The following is an 18,400-nucleotide window of genomic DNA, read 5'->3' on the forward strand; positions in this document are numbered from 1 at the left end:
GACCTTCGACAAGGATCACGCCATGAGGACTTTAATGTTCGCCACCCTGCTCTCCGCCCTGTGTGTCGCGCTGCCCGGCCGGGCCAGCGCAACGCAGCCCGACGCCGCGACTGCACCGCGGGCGTTCGCCGCGACCGCGTCCGCACCGTCGTCGTCGCAACCGGCATGGAACGCACGGCCGGCCACGCCGCTGACACGCGCGCAGGTGTATCGCCAACTCGTCCGTGCCGAACGCGACGGCCAGCTCGCGCAGCTCAACCGCGAACTCTATTCGCACTGACCGCACGCAATCGAGCCTGCCGCGCGACGCGCGGCATGCGCACCCTCCACCAGCCCGGCGCGATCCCGCATCGTCATCCGCCCGCGTCGAACCTGAACCCGAATCGCGCGACCGTTTCGATGCGCGCGGAAAACGCGTGTGCGGCCAGCTTGCGCCGCAATCGCACGACCAGCGCATTGACCGTCTCGGGTTCGACGTCGGCATCGCCCCATGCATAACGCAGCACGGCGTCGCGTCCGACCGGTCGCCCCGCTTCCCGCAGCAGGCATTCGACGAGACGGAATTCCCGCGTGCTGAGCGCCAGCCTGCGGCCATGCTCCTCGAGTGCGCGCGTGGCCGTGTCGAGCCGGACCGGCTCGCGCATCCCGATTACGCCAGTTCGGCGCCACAACGCGCGCAACCGCTCGTGCAGCTCCACGAATGAACAGGGATGGGCAAGACACACATCGCAGCCGGCCAGCAACATCTGCGCGCGCTGCGCAGGTGTCGTGCCGGCGACGATCGCGGCAAGCGTCGCGCCGCCGGCCGATGCGGCGAGTCGCGGCAATGCCTCGAGCATCATCGGGGCGGCGGCCGTGTCGGGCGCAACGATCACGATGGCATCGAACCGGTCCTGCTCAGCCACGAAGCAGCCGTCGCGCCATTCGTCGACGCGCTCGACGCCATGCGTGCTCTCGCGAAATGCCTTGTCGAGCCGCGCGGCCTCCGGGTTCGGCGGAGAAATCAGCAGGATGCGCATCGTTCGTACCCCGACGCCGTCATGCGAGCGAGCGCGGCCAGCATTCGACCGTGATCGCCGTACCGGCCAGCGGTGCATCGCCGATCCGCAGCGCAAAGCCGTGCACGCGCATCACCGCCGAGACGATGCTCAGCCCGAGCCCCGAGCCGCTCACATGGCGCGTGCGCTCGCCCCGATAGAAACGCTCGAGCACCGCGTCGCGTTCACCGGGCGGGATGCCGGGCCCGGTGTCCTCGATTCGCACGAGTGGCCCGCTCGGCGTCGAATGGAGCGCGACGCGCACGCGGCCGCCCGGCGGCGTGAACTTGATCGCGTTGTCCGCGAGATTGCTGAATGCCTCGAACAGCAACGCGCGATCGCCGTGAATGCGGTCGACCGATGTCGCGGCGAGTTCGAACGACACGTCGACGGCTTCGGCCAGCGGTTCATAAAGATCGCAAACGTCGCGCAGCAACGCCGCGACGTCGACCGCGGCAAAGCCGCCACGCCGGCTCAGCGTGCCGATCTCGGAGATCCGCAGCATCGCGCGAAAGCGCTCGAGCAAGCGGTCGGTCTCGTCGCGCGCCGACGCGAGCAATGCCGACGACGCAGGGTCGTCCGCGCAAAACGGCTGCTCCGCGAGCCGCGCCAGCATCGTATGCACGCGTGCGAGCGGCGTGCGCAGATCGTGCGCAATACCGTCGCAGGTATGACGTACCTCGCCCATCAGCCGCTCGACTTCGTCGAGCATGTGGTTCACGAGATGCGCGAGCAGGTCGAGTTCGTCATAACGTCCGACCGGCAGCCGCTTGCCGAGATCGCCCTCGGCGATCTGCCGCGTGACGCGCCGGATCGCGGCGACGCGGCGCATCTGCCGCATGCCGAGCATGCTGCCGCCCGCGATGCCCGCGATCAGGATCATCACGCCGCCGATCACGAGCCCGCGGATCGCGACATCGCGGATCTGGATGAAATGCGACAGGTCGCGTGCCACCACCAATGTCATCCCGTTGTCCCGGCGTACCGCCATCGCGCGCGTGATCGGCGCGGGCTGGCCGTCGAGCGGCGCAAGCGTGCGGTTCAGCGTGCGTCCGTGGCGATCCGTGCGCAGCGCGGGCGGCGTCGCGATGTCGCCGGCCACGCGGCGCCCGTTCGTGTCGAACAGCCCGTAGAAACTGGTATGCATGTGCTCGTGCTCGAGCCGCCGGTGGATCGCGAGCGGCAGCTCGGCATCGGGAATCGAATCGAAATAGATCAGTTGCCACGCGAGCACCTCGTCGGTGTCGCGCGCCATCGTGTGCGTCGCGGCCATGCTGATCACGCCCGCGAGCACGAGCAGCGAAACCGAGAAGATCGCCGCATACGCGCACAGCCACCGGAACGTCGTCGTGTGCCAGCGGCGCGTGAAGTTCGCCGCGCGAGCCGCATCCATCCGCGCCTCCGTCATGCGAGCATGTAGCCCGAGCCGCGTACCGTCTGGATCATCGGGGTCGCGCCGGGCGGATCGATCTTCTTGCGCAACCGGCCCATGTGGACGTCGATCAGGTTGGTGCCGGGATCGAAGTGATAGCCCCACACGGTCTCGAACAGCATCGTGCGCGTGATCGTCTGCCCCGCATTGCGCATCATGAATTCGAGCACGCGGAACTCGGTCGGCAGCAGCGGAATCTCGTCGGCCCCACGACGCGCGCAGCGCGAAATGAGGTCGAGTTCGAGCGGGCCGACCTTCAACAGCGTCTGCTGCGGCACGCCCGACGCCTGCCGGCGACGCAGCAGCACCTCGATGCGGGCGCTCAGCTCGCCGGAATCGAACGGCTTCGTGAGGTAATCGTCGCCGCCCGCGCGCAGCCCGCGGATGCGCTCGTCGACATCCCCGAGCGCGCTCAGCATCAGCACCGGTGTATCGATGCCGACCGTGCGCATCGCGGTCAGGATCGCGAGGCCGTCCGCGCCCGGCAGCATCCGGTCGAGCGTGATCGCGTCGTACGATGCGCTCATCGCGCGCAGCATGCCTTCGCGGCCGTTGTCGATCCAGTCGACCTCGAACCCGCGCGCGGTCAGTTCGCCGACGATTTCGTTCGCGGTCACCGCATCATCCTCGACCGTCAGTACTCGCATGGTTGCCCTCGCAATGAACATCATGACGGGCGCACGCGAGGCGCCCGCGACTATCGTAGACGCCCCGATCGCCGTTCGGCGTTACATGAAAAATGCTTCATCCGGTGCCGTGGCGCACGCGTGAAACATGTTTCATCCGTGCGTCGCCCGCCCCGTCGTGCGCGCCGCCTACGCTGGCGTCATGCGGCATCGGGCCGCGCAACCAGGAGCTACCGGATGAAACTGTCGACTACCGTCGCCTGCATGCTGCTCGCATGCGCCAGCACCGCCGCGTTCGCGGCACCGCACCTGACGCCGCAGGAATGCAACGCGTATCCGTTCGTCCACACCGGCCACGGCGTCACGCATGCGGACCTCGTGCGCGAGCTGACCGAACTCGAACAGGTCGGCTACGAGCCAGCGCATGCGAGCCCGTATTACCCCGACGATCTCGATGGTGCGAAAGATCGGCTCGCCGCCGAGTACCGCGCCGACTGCACGCATGCGCTGACGGCGGATGCGGGCGCACGGCACTGATTTCACTGCCCGGCACAACACGGTCGGGAAAAACAAAAGGCGGCACTCGCGTGCCGCCTTTTGTTCGTGAACGCGCAAGGATATCGATCGCTGCGCTTTGCTGCCGCTCAGCGCGACATCATGTTCATGCTGACGTTGTGCATCACCCACAGCGTGCCGACGATCAGGATCGCCGCGGTCAGCACCGTGTAGCTGAACGCCATCACGTTCCAGCGCTGGCCCGACGAGCCGTTCATGTGCAGGAAGTACACGAGGTGCACGACGATCTGCACGAACGCGAGCACGGCCAGCGCGACCAGCGACGCGTGCGGCGACAGCACGCCGCCCATCACGAGGCCGAACGACGCGGCCGTGAGCAGCACCGACAGGATGAAACCGGCGACGTAGCCGCCGACACTGCCGTGCCCTTCTTCGAGTTGAGACGAATGCGAATGGGCCATTTAGATCACGCTCGCGAGATAGACAAAGGAAAACACGCAGATCCACACGATGTCGAGGAAGTGCCAGAAGAGGCTCAGGCACGTCAGGCGTCGCAGGTCGCGATCGGTCAGGTCGCCGCCGCGGAACACGATCTGCCCGGCGAGCACGATCATCCACAGCAGGCCGGCCGTCACGTGCAGCCCGTGCGTGCCGACCAGCGTGAAGAACGCCGACAGGAACGCGCTGCGCTGCGGGCCTGCGCCCTCCGCGATCAGGTGCGAGAACTCGCGCAGCTCCATCACGAGAAACGCCGCGCCGAGCACGAACGTCACCGCGAGCCACGCGAGCAGCGCGCCGCGCCGCTGCTTGTACGCAGCGAGCATCGCGAAACCGTACGTGATGCTCGACAGCAGCAGCGCGCCCGTTTCCACCGCGACGCCCGGGATATCGAACAGGTCTTTCGCGGTCGGGCCGCCCGCATACTGCTGGCCGAGCACCGCGAACGTCGCGAACAGCGCCGCGAAGATCACGCAGTCGGTCATCAGGTACAGCCAGAACCCGAACACCGAATGCGACGGCGGATGGTCGTCGTGCTCGAGCAGGGTTGCGCTCAAGGTTTTCTGCAACATCAGTTGGCCTCCAGTTCCACGTCGTCAACGCGCGCAGCCACGCGCTTCGTCGGCTGCTTGTCTTCGATCTTCCGCACCGTCGACGCGGGGATGTAATAGCCGTCGTTGTCACGCGAGCTGTAGATCACGAGCGTCGCGACGATCCCGACGAGCCCGCCGATCGCCATCCACCAGATGTGCCACACCAGCGCAAAGCCGAGCACCAGGCTGAAGATCGCGACGACGAGGCCCGCGCAGGTATTCGACGGCATGTGGATGTCGCGAATCGCTGCCGGGTTCGGCCGGCCTTCGCCGTGTGCCTTCATGTCCGCGTACGCGTCGAGCGTGCGCACGTGCGGGATCACCGCGAAGTTGTAGTCGGCCGGCGGCGACGAGGTCGCCCACTCCAGCGTGCGGCCACCCCACGGATCGCCCGTCGTGTCGCGATACTCGGGCAGGTTGCGGTTGCGGATGCTGACCACCAGTTGCAGCAGCTGGCATGCAATGCCGATCGCGATCAGCACGGCGCCGAATGCGGCGACCAGCAGCCACGGATGCCAGGCCGGGTTGTCGTAATGGTTGATCCGGCGCGTCATGCCCATGAAGCCGAGCACGTAGAGCGGCACGAACGCAACGTAGAAACCGATCTGCCAGAACCAGAACGCCGCCTTGCCGAGCTTCTCGTTCAGCTTGAAGCCGAACGCCTTCGGGAACCAGTAGTTGAAGCCCGCGAGATAGCCGAACAGCACGCCGCCGATGATCACGTTGTGGAAGTGCGCGATCAGGAACAGGCTGTTGTGCAGCACGAAGTCCGCGCCGGGGATCGCCATCATCACGCCGGTCATGCCGCCGAGCGTGAACGTGACCATGAAGCCGATCGTCCACAGCACGGGCGTCGTGAATTCGATCCGGCCGCGATACATCGTGAACAGCCAGTTGAACACCTTCACGCCGGTCGGGATCGCAATGATCATCGTCATGATGCCGAAGAACGCGTTCACGTTCGCACCCGAGCCCATCGTGAAGAAGTGGTGCAGCCACACGAGGAACGACAGCACCATGATCGCGCAGGTCGCGTACACCATCGTCTTGTAGCCGAACAGCGGCTTCTTCGCGAACGTCGAGATGACTTCCGAGAAAATGCCGAACGCCGGCAGGATCAGGATGTACACCTCGGGGTGACCCCATGCCCAGATCAGGTTCAGGTACAGCATCGCGTTGCCGCCGGCTTCGTTCGTGAAGAAGTGCATGCCGAGGTAACGGTCGAGGCCGAGCAGCGCGAGCGTCGCGGTCAGGATCGGGAACGACGCCATGATCAGCACGTTCGTGCAGAGCGCGGTCCACGTGAACACGGGCATCTTCATCAGCGTCATGCCCGGCGCGCGCATCTTGATGATCGTCACGAAGAAGTTCACGCCGGTCAGCAGCGTGCCGACGCCCGAGATCTGCAGCGCCCACAGGTAGTAGTCGACCCCTACCCCCGGACTGAACTGCAGCTCCGACAGCGGCGGATACGCGAGCCAGCCCGTCTGGGCGAACTCGCCGATCACGAGCGAGATGTTGATCAGGATCGCGCTGACGGCCGTCATCCAGAACGAGAGCGAGTTGATGAACGGGAACGCGACGTCGCGCGCGCCGATCTGCAGCGGCACGATCAGGTTCATCAGGCCGACCATGAACACCATCGCCATGAAGAAGATCATGATCACGCCGTGTGCCGTGAAGACCTGGTCATAGTGGTGCGGCGGCAGGTAGCCGGGCCCGTTGTACGAGAGCGCGAGCTGCATGCGCATCATGATCGCGTCCGCGAAGCCGCGCAGCAGCATGATCAGCGCGACGATGATGTACATCACGCCGAGTTTCTTGTGGTCGACCGTGGTCAGCCATTGCGTCCACAGCCATTTCCACCGGCCGGTGATCGTCAGCGCGGCGAGAATGCCCAGCACGACCAGCCCCATGAAGGCACCGGCCCCCATGATTATGGGCTGATCGAACGGGATCGCCGAGAGTGTGAGTTTGCCGAACATGCGTTACCCCTTCGTGCCGCAGGCGGCGTCCTTCAGGTCGAGGACGTGGCCATCGTTGTATTTCGCGATGATGTTGTGGAAGAGCCGCGGATCGACCGACGAGAAGTAGCGCACGGGCGCCTTCTCGCTCGGCTGCGCGACGGTGCCGTACACGGTCGCGTCGAGCCGGTCCGGCGACGCCTTCACCTTCTGCACCCATGCATCGAACTGTTCGCGCGGCTCGGCGAGCGTGCGGAACTTCATGTCGGAGAAGCCGCGGCCGCTGAAGTTGGCGGACGTGCCCGCATAGTTGCCGGGCTCGTCGGCGATCAGGTGCAGGCGCGTCTGCATGCCGGCCATCGCGTAGACCTGGCCGCCGAGCTGCGGGATGAAGAACGAGTTCATCACCGAATCCGACGTGATGCGGAAGTTCACCGGCGTGCCGACGGGAATCGCGAGCTGGTTCACCGACGCGATGCCGAGTTCCGGATAGATGAACAGCCACTTCCAGTCGAGCGCGACGACCTCGACGTCGATCGGCTTCACCGACGACTCGAGCGGCTTGTACGGGTCGAGCTCGTGTGTGGTCTTCCACGTGAGCACGCCGAGGAACAGGATGATCAGCGTCGGCACCGTCCAGATCACGACCTCGATCGCGGTCGAGTGCGACCAGTTCGGCGCGTAGGTGGCGTTGCGGTTCGACGCGCGGTAACGCCACGCGAACCACAGCGTGAGCAGGATCACCGGCACGACGACGATCAGCATCGCCCAGGTGGACGTCGCGATCAGCGCCTTTTCGGCAGCGCCCACGCTTCCTTTCGGATTTAGTACATCTAAATTACAGCCTGACAGGCTCAAAGCCGCGCCGATCGACATCAGCGCCACTCCGCCTTTTGAAGCTTTTCTTTTCATCACACAGCCCGAGGGTCATTGAATCCGTTTGCGTATGCCCGATGCGCATTCGATTCACGAAAGTGGCCGAATCATACGTCGCGCGAGTGCGATGAAAAACCAGCTAATGCGGAAAATCATCATTGCAGAATCTGCTGTGAGACAGATTGTCGCGGGGCAATTTCACGCAGCCGAAAGCCGGCCCGGCGCTGCCCGCGCCGGACCGCGACCGGATCGATGCGCGTGCAACGACCGCACCGCCGTGCGGTGCACCCCACTCCCGCGACGTGCCGCGATCAGCCGCGCGTCGATGCCATGTACGACGGCTGCGGCTGCGCAGGGCCGTCCCCTGTCGGCAGCTTCGAATGGCTCGCGTCTTCGATCAGCCGTCCGACGGTCGGATCGATCGCGTCGGTGAACGGCTTCGGATCGATGCCGACCGCCAGCACCACGAGTGCGAGCGACGCGAACATCACGATCTCGCGACGGTTCAGGTCGGCGAGCTTCGCGATCCGCTGGCTCGCGACCTTGCCGAACACGACGCGCTTGAGCATCCACAGCGTGTACGACGCGCTGAGGATCAGCGTCAGCGCCGCGATGGCGCCGATCCAGAAGTTGAAGCGGATCGCGCCCATGATGACCATGAACTCGCCGACGAACCCCGACGTGCCCGGCAGGCCGACGTTGGCCATCGCGAACAGCACGGTGAAGGTCGCGAAACGCGGCATCACGCCCGCGACGCCGCCGTAAGCGGCAATCTCGCGCTGCTTCGTGCGATCGACGAGCACGTTCACGCACAACAGCATCGCACCCGCGACGAAGCCGTACGACACGAGCTGGACGATCGCGCCTTCGACGCCGATCCGGTTGAACAGGAACAGCCCGAGCGTGACGATCCCCATGTGCGCGACCGTCGAATACGCGAGCAGCTTGCCGAGATCGGTCTGCGCGAGCGCGATCAGGCTCGCATAGACGATCGCGAACAGCGACAGCGCGATCACGGCCGGCGCGAAGAAGTGGCTCGCATCGGGCGTGACCGGCAGCGCGAAACGCAGGAACCCGTAGCCGCCGAGCTTGAGCATCGCGAGCATCAGCGCGGCGCCGGTCGGGCCGTCGGTGTAGACGTCGCTCAACCACGTGTGGACCGGCCACATCGGCACCTTGACCGCGAAGGCGGCGAAGAAGCCGAGGAACACCAGCAACTGCGGCGCGAAGCCGAGCTGCAGCGTGCGCCATACGGCCATGTCGAACGTATGCGACTGTGCGTACAGGTACAGCATCGCCATCAGCAGCAACAGCGAGCCGGCGAACGAGATGAAGAAGAACTTCACGGCCGCGTACACGCGACGCTCGCGCCCCCACGTGCCGATCAGCAGGTACAGCGGGATCAGTGTCGCCTCGAAGAAGATGAAGAACAGCAGCCCGTCCTGTGCGACGAACACGCCGACCATCAGCCCCGACAGGATCAGGAACGACGCGTAGTACTGCGCGACGCGTACCGTGACCGACTCCCATGACGCCACCACCACCACGAGCGTCGTGAACGCGGTCAGCACGACGAGCCACAGCGACGCGCCGTCGATGCCGACCCGCCATCCGGAATTGAATGCCGCCAGCCAGTTGCGGCTTTCGACGAACTGCATCGCGGCCGAATGCGCATCGAAACCGGCAACCAGCGGCACGACCGCCGCAAGCCCCACCAGCGCGCCGACGAGCGCGATCAGCCGCGTACGGCGTGGATGATGGTCGGAACCGGCGCGCAGCAGGCACGCGCCGAACAGGATCGGAGCCCAGATGGCCAGGCTCAGGAAGGGGAAATCATGCATGTCAACGAGGCCTTGATGAAGTCGCGCACTGCATCGGGGACAGGCGAGACGAAAGGAACGAAATCAAATCGACAGGTAGATTTCGTGAATCGCCAGTGTTGGCAAAATGTAAAGCGGCATCACCGGAAAACTTGACGCCGCTCAAATGCGATCGGGTTAACCAGCATAAGACGATTGATTATTTTCTGCAGCGCAACAGAGCATTGATTTTTAACGCCGCCCTATGTAACTGATTTTTATGCGTAATTTTTTGTATTGCCCGATGACGCCGATCGCGAGAATCGACGCAGTGCCGCATTTTTGACACTGATGGCCTATTTCGAAGGGTCGGAACGCGCTAATTGACGGCCGCTAGAACGATGCGTTTGCGGCTCTCGATTCTTACAATTGACCTTTCATTGTTATTTCATTCGACTTTGCTCGACGCAGGTCGAGGGAATGGTCGCTCCCCCTCGTCTTCATGTTCCCGAGCGTGATCGCTGACGACTCAGGCGGCCCCCGATGCGCATCCTCATCGCGCGCGATGCTGGTCGTGTTGCGCAGGAAATGGGACGATGCGGCTTGCGCGCGTGGCATGGACCGGCGTCGATCACGCCGCTTGCGGCGGACTGTGCCGACTTCGATGCGGGGGGCGTCATGACAATCGCATCGTAGATGCCGTTCGCGACATCCCGCGGCGCGGCACGCGTATCGAATGCGAAGAGAGGGACCGGGCACGAGCGGCAACGCTGCCCTGCTCCATCGCAACACGCTGCACGACGGGCCCGAAAAAGAAAAAGCCCCGCAAGTCCGAGAACTTGCGGGGCTTTGTCACCGCTTTTGGCGGAGACGGAGGGATTCGAACCCTCGATCCAGGTTTTGGCCCAGATGCTCCCTTAGCAGGGGAGTGCCTTCGACCTCTCGGCCACGTCTCCCAAACTTTCGCTCGCACCAGGGAGGCAGTGCGACGAGAACGAAATAATATAGGGTTTCGAACCGCGCGTCAATTTCCGTGATGCATTTTCTTCAATGCATCACGGAAAATTCACGATGCCTGGTCGAGTTCGAATGCCTTGTGCAGCGCGCGGACGGCCAGCTCCATGTATTTCTCGTCGATCAGCACCGAAATCTTGATTTCGGACGTCGAGATCATCTGGATGTTGATGCCCTCTTCCGACAGCGTGCGGAACATCTTGCTCGCGACGCCCACGTGCGAACGCATGCCGACACCGACGACCGACACCTTCGACACCTTCGGGTCGCCCTGCACCTGCTCGGCATTCACGTGGCCCTTCACCTGGTTGGTGAGGATGTCCATCGCCTTCTGGTAGTCGCCACGGCCGACCGTGAACGTGAAGTCGGTCTTGCCCTGGACGCTCTGGTTCTGGATGATCATGTCGACGTCGACGTTCGCATCCGCGACCGGGCCGAGGATCTGATACGCGATGCCCGGCTTGTCGGGCACGCCCATCACAGCAATGCGTGCTTCGTCGCGCTGGAACGCGATGCCGGAAATGACTGCCTTTTCCATGGTCTCGTCTTCTTCAAAAGTAATCAGGGTGCCCGAGCGCATTTCTTCGTCGAGCGCAATCAGCGGATCGGTCAGGCTCGACAGCACACGCGTCTTCACCTGGTATTTGCCGGCGAATTCGACCGAGCGGATCTGCAGAACCTTCGAGCCGAGGCTGGCCATTTCCAGCATTTCCTCGAACGTCACGCGATCGAGGCGTCGCGCCTCTTCGACGACGCGCGGATCGGTCGTGTAGACGCCGTCGACGTCCGTATAAATCAGGCACTCTTCGGCACCCAGCGCAGCCGCGACCGCCACCGCCGACGTATCCGAGCCGCCACGGCCCAGCGTCGTGATGTGACCGTCCGGATCGACGCCCTGGAAGCCCGTGATGATCACGACCTTGCCTGCATTCAGATCGGCCTTCACGCGTTCGTCGTCGATCGAGTGAATGCGCGCTTTCGTGAACGCGCTGTCGGTCTTGATCGGCACTTGCCAGCCGGCGTAGCTCACGGCCTCGACGCCGATTTCCTGCAGCGCGATCGACAGCAGGCCGACGCTGACCTGCTCGCCGGTCGACGCGATCATGTCGAGCTCGCGCGGGCTCGGCTGGCTCGAAATCTCTTTCGCAAGACCGAGCAGACGGTTGGTTTCGCCGGACATCGCCGACGGCACGACCACCATCTGGTGCCCGGCCTGATGCCATTTTGCGACGCGTTTCGCGACGTTCTTGATGCGCTCGACCGAGCCCATCGAAGTGCCGCCGTATTTGTGTACGATGAGTGCCATTGTCGTTCTGAACTGGAGGAGAAACCGCACGGGCGCGCTGGGCAGGCCGCGTAGCCGTTCGGTCACGCGGCTTGTGGCTGTGGACGGACGACGAGGGGGACGGCTGGGACGCAACACGCAAGCGTGACGGATTTTGCCCGGAAGGCCGATCAGGCCGCGCAAACCGGGTACGTCACGCGGAAAACCTGCACAAATCGCTCAAAAATCGAGCCGAGCAAACGACCGAGCGTACCCGATAGAGGCCCGCTTGACAAGCCGCGCGCGGCGTCCAGGGCCGTTCCGGCGCTGTTTACCAAATGGTGAAAATGCGTGTGCCATCGCGCCGCCACGCGGGCCACCGCCGCTATGCGATCAGCAAGTCGGGACGCCACTCGACCCGGCGCCACGCGCCATCACCGGGCGCTCCGCCGCCGGACATGCCGACATCGCGATTCACGCCGAGGCGCGGCACGTAGATCAGCCGGTCGCCGGCGAACAGCAGCGGCACATCGCGCTGCCAGGCGGGCACGCCACGCTCCTGGAACAGGTTCTTCAGCGTACGGCCCGGGCCGCCCGGCGACGTGCGCATCCGCTCGCCGCCCGCTCGGGCACGCGCCGCCAGCCGCGCGCCGCGCAGCAGCGCCTCCGGCACCGCGTCGGCGCTTCCCGCGTCGGCCGGCACGAACACGAACGTGCCGCGCCAACCCGGCAGGTGCCAGACGTCCTGTCCGTCCCACGCGAGCACCGCTTCCGGATGCGGGCTCCCGGTGCCGTCATCGGCCGGTTCGCTGCTGTCGCCCGCTTCCCAGTAGACGACATCGCGATACAGGCGCAGGCATTGCCCTGCGTGATCGACGCGCAGCGCATGGGCGACATTCGTGGCACGCAACTGCCGCATCATGTTGGCGAGCCGGGCAGCCGACGCACTCGGCAGACCGAGCCGACGCATCCAGAAGCGCAGCAGATTCGCGCCGCGCGTATCGTCGAACGCGACCAGCGCATCGCGCGCCAGGGCCTGCCCGTCATCGCGCGCGGCAACGGCGAAGTCGAGTTCGGCCAGATCGTCGAGCAGTCGCTGGGCGGCCGCCGCATGCTGGGCCGCGCGGCCGAGCGCGTCGCGAAAGCCCGGGAAATGCACGGCCAGCGCCGGCAGCACGTCGATGCGCAACGCATTGCGCGCGTAACGCGTGTCGTTGTTCGATTCGTCGTCGATCCATGCCAGATCGCGCTGCGTCGCATAGCGCTCGAGTTGCGCACGCAACAGTCGCAGCAGCGGGCGCACACGCTCGACGCTCACACCGTCAGGGCGGTAACGCGGCGCCATGGCGGCAAGCCCCGCGATCCCCGCGCCGCGCAACAACTGCAGCAACACGGTCTCGGCCTGGTCGTCCGCATGCTGCGCGAGCCACAGCGCGGTCGCGCCGTGGCGCTCGCACATCTCGTCGAGCGCCGCGTAGCGCCGCTCGCGCGCCGTCGCCTCGACGCCAAGGCCGCTGTCGCGCGGCACGTCGACGCGCATCGATTCGAATGCGACGCCAAGCCCCGCGGCGCCGGCCTCGGCGTGCGCCACCCACGCGTCGGCATTCGCACTCAGCCCGTGATGCACGTGCAGCGCGACGCAGCGCGACGCGCCCGCGACGCGCACGGCCGCGTCGAGCAGCACCGTCGAGTCGAGGCCGCCGCTGTACGCGATCGCGATGCGTGCATCGGGCGGCATACCGGAAAGCGCAACGCCGACCGCGTCGAGAACGACGCGGTCGGCAGAGTATTCGGTTGGCGGAATCACGAGAGGAACGCGCGCGCAGCGGCGCGCGACTGGAAGACGCAGCCGGTCATGCGCCGGGCGTGGTTTCCTTGAACTTGCCGTAGGCCATCAGGCGTTCGAAGCGACGCTCGCGCAGCGCATCGATGCTCATCCCCTGGAACTGGCGCAGCGAATCGGCCAGCGCACGGCGCAGCAGCGCAGCCATGCCCTTCGGATCGCGATGCGCGCCGCCGAGCGGCTCGTTGATGATCTTGTCGATCAGGCCAAGCGCCTTCAGGCGGTGCGCGGTCAGGCCCAGCGCTTCCGCCGCTTCCGGCGCCTTCGCGGCGCTCTTCCACAGGATCGACGCGCAGCCTTCCGGCGAGATCACCGAGTAGGTCGAGAATTGCAGCATCATCACCGTGTCGGCCACCGCGATCGCGAGCGCGCCGCCCGAACCGCCCTCGCCGATCACCGTCGTGATGATCGGCGTCTTCAGCTCGGCCATCACGTAAAGGTTGCGGCCGATCGCCTCCGACTGGCCGCGCTCTTCCGCGCCGATGCCCGGGTACGCGCCCGGCGTGTCGACGAACGTGAAGATCGGCAGACCGAACTTCTCGGCGAGACGCATCAGGCGTTCGGCCTTGCGATAGCCTTCCGGACGCGGCATCCCGAAGTTGCGCGCGGCGCGCTCCTTCGTGTCACGGCCCTTCTGGTGACCGATCACCATGCACGGATGGCCGCCGAAGCGCGCGAGGCCGCCGACGATCGACACATCGTCCGCGAATGCGCGGTCGCCGTGCAGCTCGTGAAAATCGGTAAACAGTTCCGCAACGTAATCGAGCGTGTACGGACGCTGCGGATGCCGCGCGATCTGCGACACCTGCCACGGCGACAGGTTCGCGTAGAGGTCTTTCGTCAGTTGCTGGCTTTTCTTCGACAGCCGCTCGATTTCTTCCGAAATGTCGACAGCCGAGTCGTCCTGCACGAATCGCAGCTCTTCGATCTTGGCCTCGAGTTCGGCGATCGGCTGTTCGAAATCCAGAAACGTGGTCTTCATGTGTTCGAATCCTTGGGTCTTGCGGCAGCGCGTATTCTACCCGCGCGGGCGACGCTCAAAACCGGCTCTCAACTATTGATGTTTAAAACCCGATAGCCGCCGCTCAGGCGTCGGCGTCGGGCGCATCGAGGCTGCGCCACATGTACCAGGTCGCGACGGTACGCCACGGCTCCCAGTTGGCCGCAACTTCGCGCGCCTCGCTGCGCGTGACGGGTTCCCCGCTGAAGTAATTGACGCTGATCGCGCGGATCAGGCCCGGGTCGTCGAGCGGCAGGACGTCCGGCCGCGACAGGTTGAAGATCAGGAACATCTCGGCCGTCCAGCGGCTGATGCCGCGGATCTGCGTGAGTTCCGCGATCACGTCCTCGTCGTCCATCGACGTCCATTTGTCGACGTGCAGCGCGCCCGACACGAAATGCTGCGCGAGATCGAGGATGTATTCCGTCTTGCGCTTCGACAGCCCGCACGCGATCAGCTTGTCCGCGCCGAGCCGGATCACCGGCTGCGGCGCGAGTTTCGGACAGGCATCCCCGATGCGTGCCCACAGCGACTGCGCCGACGGCACCGAAATCTGCTGGCCGACGACCGAGCGCGCGAGCGTGACGAACGGGTCGCCGCGCTTCACGAGATGCGCGGGACCGAACTTCGGAATCAGTTTCTTCAGGATCCGGTCGCGCTTGACGAGGTCGGCGCATGCTTTATCCCAGTATGCAGGACGCACGACGACCTCCTCGCCGTCCGCTTCGGACGCACGAGCCTTGCGGGCCGCGTCGGCGGCCGGCGGCGCAGCCGCCGGCTGCGCATGACCGTTGAGCGCGCCGTTCGGCACGGCGCGCGTCGCGTCCGTCTTCGCCGGCGGCACGCGCTTGGCTGCCGGACGCGCGGCGACCGGGGTCGCGCGCCTGACCGGCGCTTTTCTGGCCGTTGCCATCTTGCCTCCTACCTGACGGATCGGTCAGTGGAACGCACCGCGCTCATACGCGACGCCATTCGGTCGATCCGCCCGGTTTGTCTTCAAGTGCGATACCGGTCTCGAGCAGTTCTGCCCGGATCCGGTCCGCTTCGGCATAGTCCTTCGCTTGCTTCGCCGCGACACGCGCAGCGATCTTCGCTTCGATCTCGTCGGCGGCGAGCCCGCCCGCCTGCGCGGCGCCGGACGCCTGCTGCAGGAACGCGCGCGGTTCGCGGCCCAGCAGGCCGAGCAGGCCCGCCAGTTGTTTCAGCTGCCGCGCGAGCGATGCGTCGCCCGTGCGATTCACCTCGCCCGCCAGCTCGAACAGCGTCGCCACCGCGACCGGCGTGTTGAAGTCGTCGTTCATCGCGGCGGCGAAACGCTGCGCGTGCGGCTCGTTCCAGTCGAGCGCGAGCGTGTCGGCTTCAACGTCTTTCAGTGCGGTATAGAGCCGCGTGAGCGACGCGCGCGCATCGTCGAGATGCACGTCGCTGTAATTGAGCGGCGAACGATAGTGCGTGCGCACGATGAAGAAGCGCATGACTTCGGCGTCGTAGCGTTCGAGCACTTCGCGGATCGTGAAGAAGTTGCCGAGCGATTTCGACATCTTCTCGTTGTCGACCTGCACGAAGCCGTTGTGCATCCAGTAATTGACGAACGTCTGGCCGGTCGCGCCTTCGCTCTGCGCGATCTCGTTCTCGTGGTGCGGGAATTGCAGATCCTGCCCGCCACCGTGGATGTCGAAATGCTCGCCGAGCAGCGTGCAGCCCATCGCCGAGCACTCGATGTGCCAGCCCGGGCGCCCCATCCCGTACTTCGACGCCCACGACGTGCCTTCCGGATCCTCCGGCTTCGCGCGTTTCCACAGCACGAAATCGAGCGGATCTTCCTTCGCGTCGTTCGCGGCGACGCGCTCGCCCGCGCGCAAGTCGTCGAGCGACTTGCCCGACAGCTTCCCGTAGTTCGCGAACTTGCGCACCGAGTAATTGACGTCGCCGTCGGTCGCCTGGTACGCGTAGCCGTTCGTCTCGAGCGTCTCGATCATGCCGAGCATCTGCGGGATGAACTCGGTCGCGCGCGGCTCGATGTCGGGCCGCTGGATGCCGAGCGCGCTTTCATCGTCGTGCATCGCGCCGATGAACCGGTCGGTCAGCGACTTGATCGTCTCGCCGTTCTCGACCGCGCGGCGAATGATCTTGTCGTCGATGTCGGTAATGTTGCGCACATACGTGACCCGGTAACCGATCGCACGCAACCAGCGCTGGACGAGGTCGAACACGACCAGCATGCGCGCGTGGCCCACGTGACAATAGTCGTATACGGTGATTCCGCATACGTACATCCGCACTTCGCCAGCCTGGCGCGGCACGAAGACTTGCTTGTCACGCGCGAGCGTGTTGTAGATGCGCAGTGATTCCATAGAGATGAACCGTGAGCCGAAGGAAACCGCCCTGGCGAAGCTCGCCCAGCATGTGAAACGGACGGACCATCTGCTGCGGCACCAGGCCGAGCGTCCTCGATATCACATGGGGCGGTCAGGCTGCAAGCACAGCGGTGACGGCCACGAGAGGCAAAGAAAGACTGTCTGACGCTCGCCGGAACGCGCAGACGTTTTGTTAGAATGGCTCGGAGTATAACATTCCGATTTACGCCTATGAAACCTCATCGCGGCCGCGCGCAGAGCGCTGCGACCCTCGTTGCGACCACCGTCATGGGCGTCGCGCTGACGCTTTTCGCGGCTCCCGCGGCGCATGCGCAGAAGGCCCCGGCCACCGCCGACGGCACGCCCGAAATCGACGCGTCGATCGCCGGCAAGCAGTGGAAGCAGGCGCTCGCGCAGCTCGACGCGCGCATCGCATCGAACCCGCACGACGTGCAGGCGCAGTTCAAGCGCGGCACCGTGCTGGCCCGCCTGAACCGCGATGACGACGCGATCCAGCAGTTCGTCGCGATCACGCAGGCGTACCCCGAACTGCCCGAGCCGTACAACAACCTTGCGGCGCTTTACGCGAAGCATGGCCGTTACGACGAAGCGCGCACCGCGCTCGTCACGGCGACGCAATCGAACCCGGGCTACTCGCTCGCGTACGAGAACCTCGGCGATCTCTACCTGCGCCTCGCGGCCGAGTCGTACAAGCGCGCGCAATCGCTCGGCCGCACGAGCGGCGCGACCGCGCAGCGCCTCGCCGATCTCCAGAAGATCGTGTCGCCGCCGAAGGCCGCGCCGAATGCCCGCGCGACCACACCGGCCACGCGCGACTACTCCGACCGCGCTGCCGCGAACGTGAGCACCACCACGCTGCCGATGTCGCCGACGTTCCAGTTCAGCGGTCCGTCGGGCGCACTGGCGGCGCCGTACGTCGCGCCGTCGAAATAAGCGGCGCGGCCTCCTTTCCCTCCCAACCTGAGGATCGCAATGAAACGTCTGTTGCTGGCGCTTGGCGGCGCCGCCCTTCTCGCGACCGCGACCGCACCTGCGTTCGCGCAATCGGCTACCGCGCACCCCGTCGTGCAGCTGAAGACCTCGCAGGGCGATATCCGCGTCGAGCTCTACCCGGAGAAGGCGCCGAAGTCGGTCGCCAACTTCCTCGATTACGTGAAGGCCGGCCAGTACAACGGCACGATCTTCCATCGCGTGATCAAGGGCTTCATGATCCAGGGCGGCGGCTACAAGACCAACTTCGAGGAGAAGCCGACCCGCGCGCCGATCCCGCTGGAGAGCCGCAATGGTCTGAAGAACCTGACGGGCACGATCGCGATGGCACGCACGAGCGATCCGAACTCGGCCACCGCGCAGTTCTTCATCAACACGGTCGACAACAGCGGCCTCGACTACCCGAACCCGGACGGCAACGGCTATGCGGTGTTCGGCAAGGTCGTGTCGGGTCTCGACGTCGTGAAGAAGATCGAAGGCGTCGCGACGACCTCGCGCGGCCCGATGCAGGACGTGCCCGCGCAACCGATCGTGATCGAATCGGCCAGCATCGTCTCGAAGTAAGAACCT

Annotated in this window: 17 protein-coding genes and 1 tRNA gene; 4 read left to right on the forward strand and 14 right to left on the reverse strand. The window is 65.3% G+C overall.

Going from position 1 to position 18,400, the window contains the following annotated elements; all coding sequences use genetic code 11:
• Positions 1 to 34: 34 nt before the first annotated feature.
• Entirely contained in the window at positions 35 to 280 is a 246-nt protein-coding gene (locus CFB82_RS11555) for a DUF4148 domain-containing protein (RefSeq protein ID WP_256990337.1), read from the forward strand.
• 73 nt (positions 281 to 353) lie between these two features.
• Here CFB82_RS11555 and CFB82_RS11560 read toward each other — a convergent pair whose 3' ends face one another.
• Genes CFB82_RS11560 through CFB82_RS11570 form a run of 3 tightly spaced genes read right to left on the reverse strand, consistent with a single transcriptional unit; the run spans position 354 to position 3,116 of the window.
• Entirely contained in the window at positions 354 to 1,019 is a 666-nt protein-coding gene (locus CFB82_RS11560) for a response regulator transcription factor (RefSeq protein ID WP_089484181.1), read from the reverse strand.
• A gap of 19 nt (positions 1,020 to 1,038) precedes the next feature.
• Entirely contained in the window at positions 1,039 to 2,430 is a 1,392-nt protein-coding gene (locus CFB82_RS11565) for a sensor histidine kinase (RefSeq protein WP_089484182.1), read from the reverse strand.
• Between the two features lie 11 nt (positions 2,431 to 2,441).
• Entirely contained in the window at positions 2,442 to 3,116 is a 675-nt protein-coding gene (locus CFB82_RS11570; RefSeq protein WP_089445897.1) for a response regulator transcription factor, read from the reverse strand.
• Positions 3,117 to 3,332: 216 nt separating this feature from the next.
• Between CFB82_RS11570 and CFB82_RS11575 the strand changes: the two genes are divergently transcribed.
• The gene (locus CFB82_RS11575; RefSeq protein WP_069248318.1) at positions 3,333 to 3,632 is read left to right on the forward strand and encodes a DUF4148 domain-containing protein; all 300 of its coding nucleotides are present in this window, start codon (positions 3,333 to 3,335) and stop codon (positions 3,630 to 3,632) included.
• Between the two features lie 107 nt (positions 3,633 to 3,739).
• On the opposite strand, the gene cyoD is transcribed toward CFB82_RS11575, so the two are convergent.
• The 11 genes from cyoD to cysS form a co-directional block, all read right to left on the reverse strand.
• Positions 3,740 to 4,072: a cytochrome o ubiquinol oxidase subunit IV gene (gene cyoD / locus CFB82_RS11580; protein ID WP_009692722.1), complete on the reverse strand. Its 333-nt coding sequence runs from the start codon at positions 4,070 to 4,072 to the stop codon at positions 3,740 to 3,742.
• Positions 4,073 to 4,681: a cytochrome o ubiquinol oxidase subunit III gene (gene cyoC, locus CFB82_RS11585; RefSeq protein WP_069248319.1), complete on the reverse strand. Its 609-nt coding sequence runs from the start codon at positions 4,679 to 4,681 to the stop codon at positions 4,073 to 4,075. It lies immediately after the preceding gene.
• Positions 4,681 to 6,687 carry a cytochrome o ubiquinol oxidase subunit I gene (gene cyoB, locus CFB82_RS11590; protein ID WP_069248320.1) on the reverse strand — a complete coding sequence of 669 codons (2,007 nt, stop codon included), beginning with the start codon at positions 6,685 to 6,687 and terminating at the stop codon, positions 4,681 to 4,683. The genes cyoC and cyoB overlap by 1 nt, the downstream gene beginning before the upstream one ends.
• 3 nt (positions 6,688 to 6,690) lie before the next feature.
• On the reverse strand, positions 6,691 to 7,578 hold the full coding sequence (gene cyoA, locus CFB82_RS11595) for a ubiquinol oxidase subunit II (protein ID WP_039342567.1): 888 nt from the start codon (positions 7,576 to 7,578) through the stop codon (positions 6,691 to 6,693).
• Positions 7,579 to 7,853: 275 nt separating this feature from the next.
• Positions 7,854 to 9,383 (reverse strand): complex I subunit 4 family protein, encoded by a 1,530-nt coding sequence (locus CFB82_RS11600; protein WP_069248321.1) that lies wholly within the window; start codon positions 9,381 to 9,383, stop codon positions 7,854 to 7,856.
• Between the two features lie 820 nt (positions 9,384 to 10,203).
• Positions 10,204 to 10,297, reverse strand: a tRNA-Ser gene (locus tag CFB82_RS11605).
• A 110-nt stretch (positions 10,298 to 10,407) separates the two neighbouring features.
• Positions 10,408 to 11,661, reverse strand: a complete 1,254-nt coding sequence (locus CFB82_RS11610; protein ID WP_027787050.1) for an aspartate kinase — start codon at positions 11,659 to 11,661, stop codon at positions 10,408 to 10,410.
• 343 nt (positions 11,662 to 12,004) lie between these two features.
• Positions 12,005 to 13,426, reverse strand: coding sequence for a tRNA lysidine(34) synthetase TilS (gene tilS, locus CFB82_RS11615; RefSeq protein ID WP_089484183.1), 1,422 nt, complete (start codon positions 13,424 to 13,426; stop codon positions 12,005 to 12,007).
• Between the two features lie 46 nt (positions 13,427 to 13,472).
• Complete coding sequence (locus CFB82_RS11620) at positions 13,473 to 14,444, reverse strand: acetyl-CoA carboxylase carboxyltransferase subunit alpha (protein WP_039364696.1); 972 nt, start codon at positions 14,442 to 14,444, stop codon at positions 13,473 to 13,475.
• A gap of 103 nt (positions 14,445 to 14,547) precedes the next feature.
• Positions 14,548 to 15,375 carry a DNA-3-methyladenine glycosylase family protein gene (locus CFB82_RS11625; protein WP_089484184.1) on the reverse strand — a complete coding sequence of 276 codons (828 nt, stop codon included), beginning with the start codon at positions 15,373 to 15,375 and terminating at the stop codon, positions 14,548 to 14,550.
• A gap of 43 nt (positions 15,376 to 15,418) precedes the next feature.
• The gene (gene cysS, locus CFB82_RS11630) at positions 15,419 to 16,816 is read right to left on the reverse strand and encodes a cysteine--tRNA ligase (RefSeq protein ID WP_069248324.1); all 1,398 of its coding nucleotides are present in this window, start codon (positions 16,814 to 16,816) and stop codon (positions 15,419 to 15,421) included.
• A gap of 234 nt (positions 16,817 to 17,050) precedes the next feature.
• On the opposite strand from cysS, the gene CFB82_RS11635 reads away from it, so the two are divergent.
• Both CFB82_RS11635 and CFB82_RS11640 read left to right on the forward strand, forming a co-directional pair.
• Positions 17,051 to 17,773 (forward strand): tetratricopeptide repeat protein, encoded by a 723-nt coding sequence (locus CFB82_RS11635; RefSeq protein ID WP_069248325.1) that lies wholly within the window; start codon positions 17,051 to 17,053, stop codon positions 17,771 to 17,773.
• Between the two features lie 39 nt (positions 17,774 to 17,812).
• Positions 17,813 to 18,394: a peptidylprolyl isomerase gene (locus CFB82_RS11640; protein ID WP_011352517.1), complete on the forward strand. Its 582-nt coding sequence runs from the start codon at positions 17,813 to 17,815 to the stop codon at positions 18,392 to 18,394.
• Positions 18,395 to 18,400 lie beyond the last annotated feature (6 nt).

The sequence above is a fragment of the Burkholderia sp. HI2714 genome, assembly GCF_002223085.1.
Taxonomy (GTDB): domain Bacteria; phylum Pseudomonadota; class Gammaproteobacteria; order Burkholderiales; family Burkholderiaceae; genus Burkholderia; species Burkholderia lata_D.

Bases quoted from the DNA above. Each gene is read 5' to 3' on its own strand.
- CFB82_RS11555 (WP_256990337.1), top strand. From the start codon at position 35: ATGTTCGCCACCCTGCTCTCCGCCCTGTGTGTCGCGCTGCCCGGCCGG.
- CFB82_RS11600 (WP_069248321.1), bottom strand. From the start codon at position 9,383: ATGCATGATTTCCCCTTCCTGAGCCTGGCCATCTGGGCTCCGATCCTG.
- CFB82_RS11635 (WP_069248325.1), top strand. From the start codon at position 17,051: ATGAAACCTCATCGCGGCCGCGCGCAGAGCGCTGCGACCCTCGTTGCG.
- CFB82_RS11575 (WP_069248318.1), top strand. From the start codon at position 3,333: ATGAAACTGTCGACTACCGTCGCCTGCATGCTGCTCGCATGCGCCAGC.
- cyoC (WP_069248319.1), bottom strand. From the start codon at position 4,681: ATGTTGCAGAAAACCTTGAGCGCAACCCTGCTCGAGCACGACGACCAT.
- CFB82_RS11570 (WP_089445897.1), bottom strand. From the start codon at position 3,116: ATGCGAGTACTGACGGTCGAGGATGATGCGGTGACCGCGAACGAAATC.
- CFB82_RS11610 (WP_027787050.1), bottom strand. From the start codon at position 11,661: ATGGCACTCATCGTACACAAATACGGCGGCACTTCGATGGGCTCGGTC.
- CFB82_RS11565 (WP_089484182.1), bottom strand. From the start codon at position 2,430: ATGGATGCGGCTCGCGCGGCGAACTTCACGCGCCGCTGGCACACGACG.
- cyoD (WP_009692722.1), bottom strand. From the start codon at position 4,072: ATGGCCCATTCGCATTCGTCTCAACTCGAAGAAGGGCACGGCAGTGTC.
- CFB82_RS11560 (WP_089484181.1), bottom strand. From the start codon at position 1,019: ATGCGCATCCTGCTGATTTCTCCGCCGAACCCGGAGGCCGCGCGGCTC.
- cyoB (WP_069248320.1), bottom strand. From the start codon at position 6,687: ATGTTCGGCAAACTCACACTCTCGGCGATCCCGTTCGATCAGCCCATA.
- CFB82_RS11640 (WP_011352517.1), top strand. From the start codon at position 17,813: ATGAAACGTCTGTTGCTGGCGCTTGGCGGCGCCGCCCTTCTCGCGACC.
- cysS (WP_069248324.1), bottom strand. From the start codon at position 16,816: ATGGAATCACTGCGCATCTACAACACGCTCGCGCGTGACAAGCAAGTC.
- CFB82_RS11620 (WP_039364696.1), bottom strand. From the start codon at position 14,444: ATGAAGACCACGTTTCTGGATTTCGAACAGCCGATCGCCGAACTCGAG.
- CFB82_RS11625 (WP_089484184.1), bottom strand. From the start codon at position 15,375: ATGGCAACGGCCAGAAAAGCGCCGGTCAGGCGCGCGACCCCGGTCGCC.
- cyoA (WP_039342567.1), bottom strand. From the start codon at position 7,578: ATGAAAAGAAAAGCTTCAAAAGGCGGAGTGGCGCTGATGTCGATCGGC.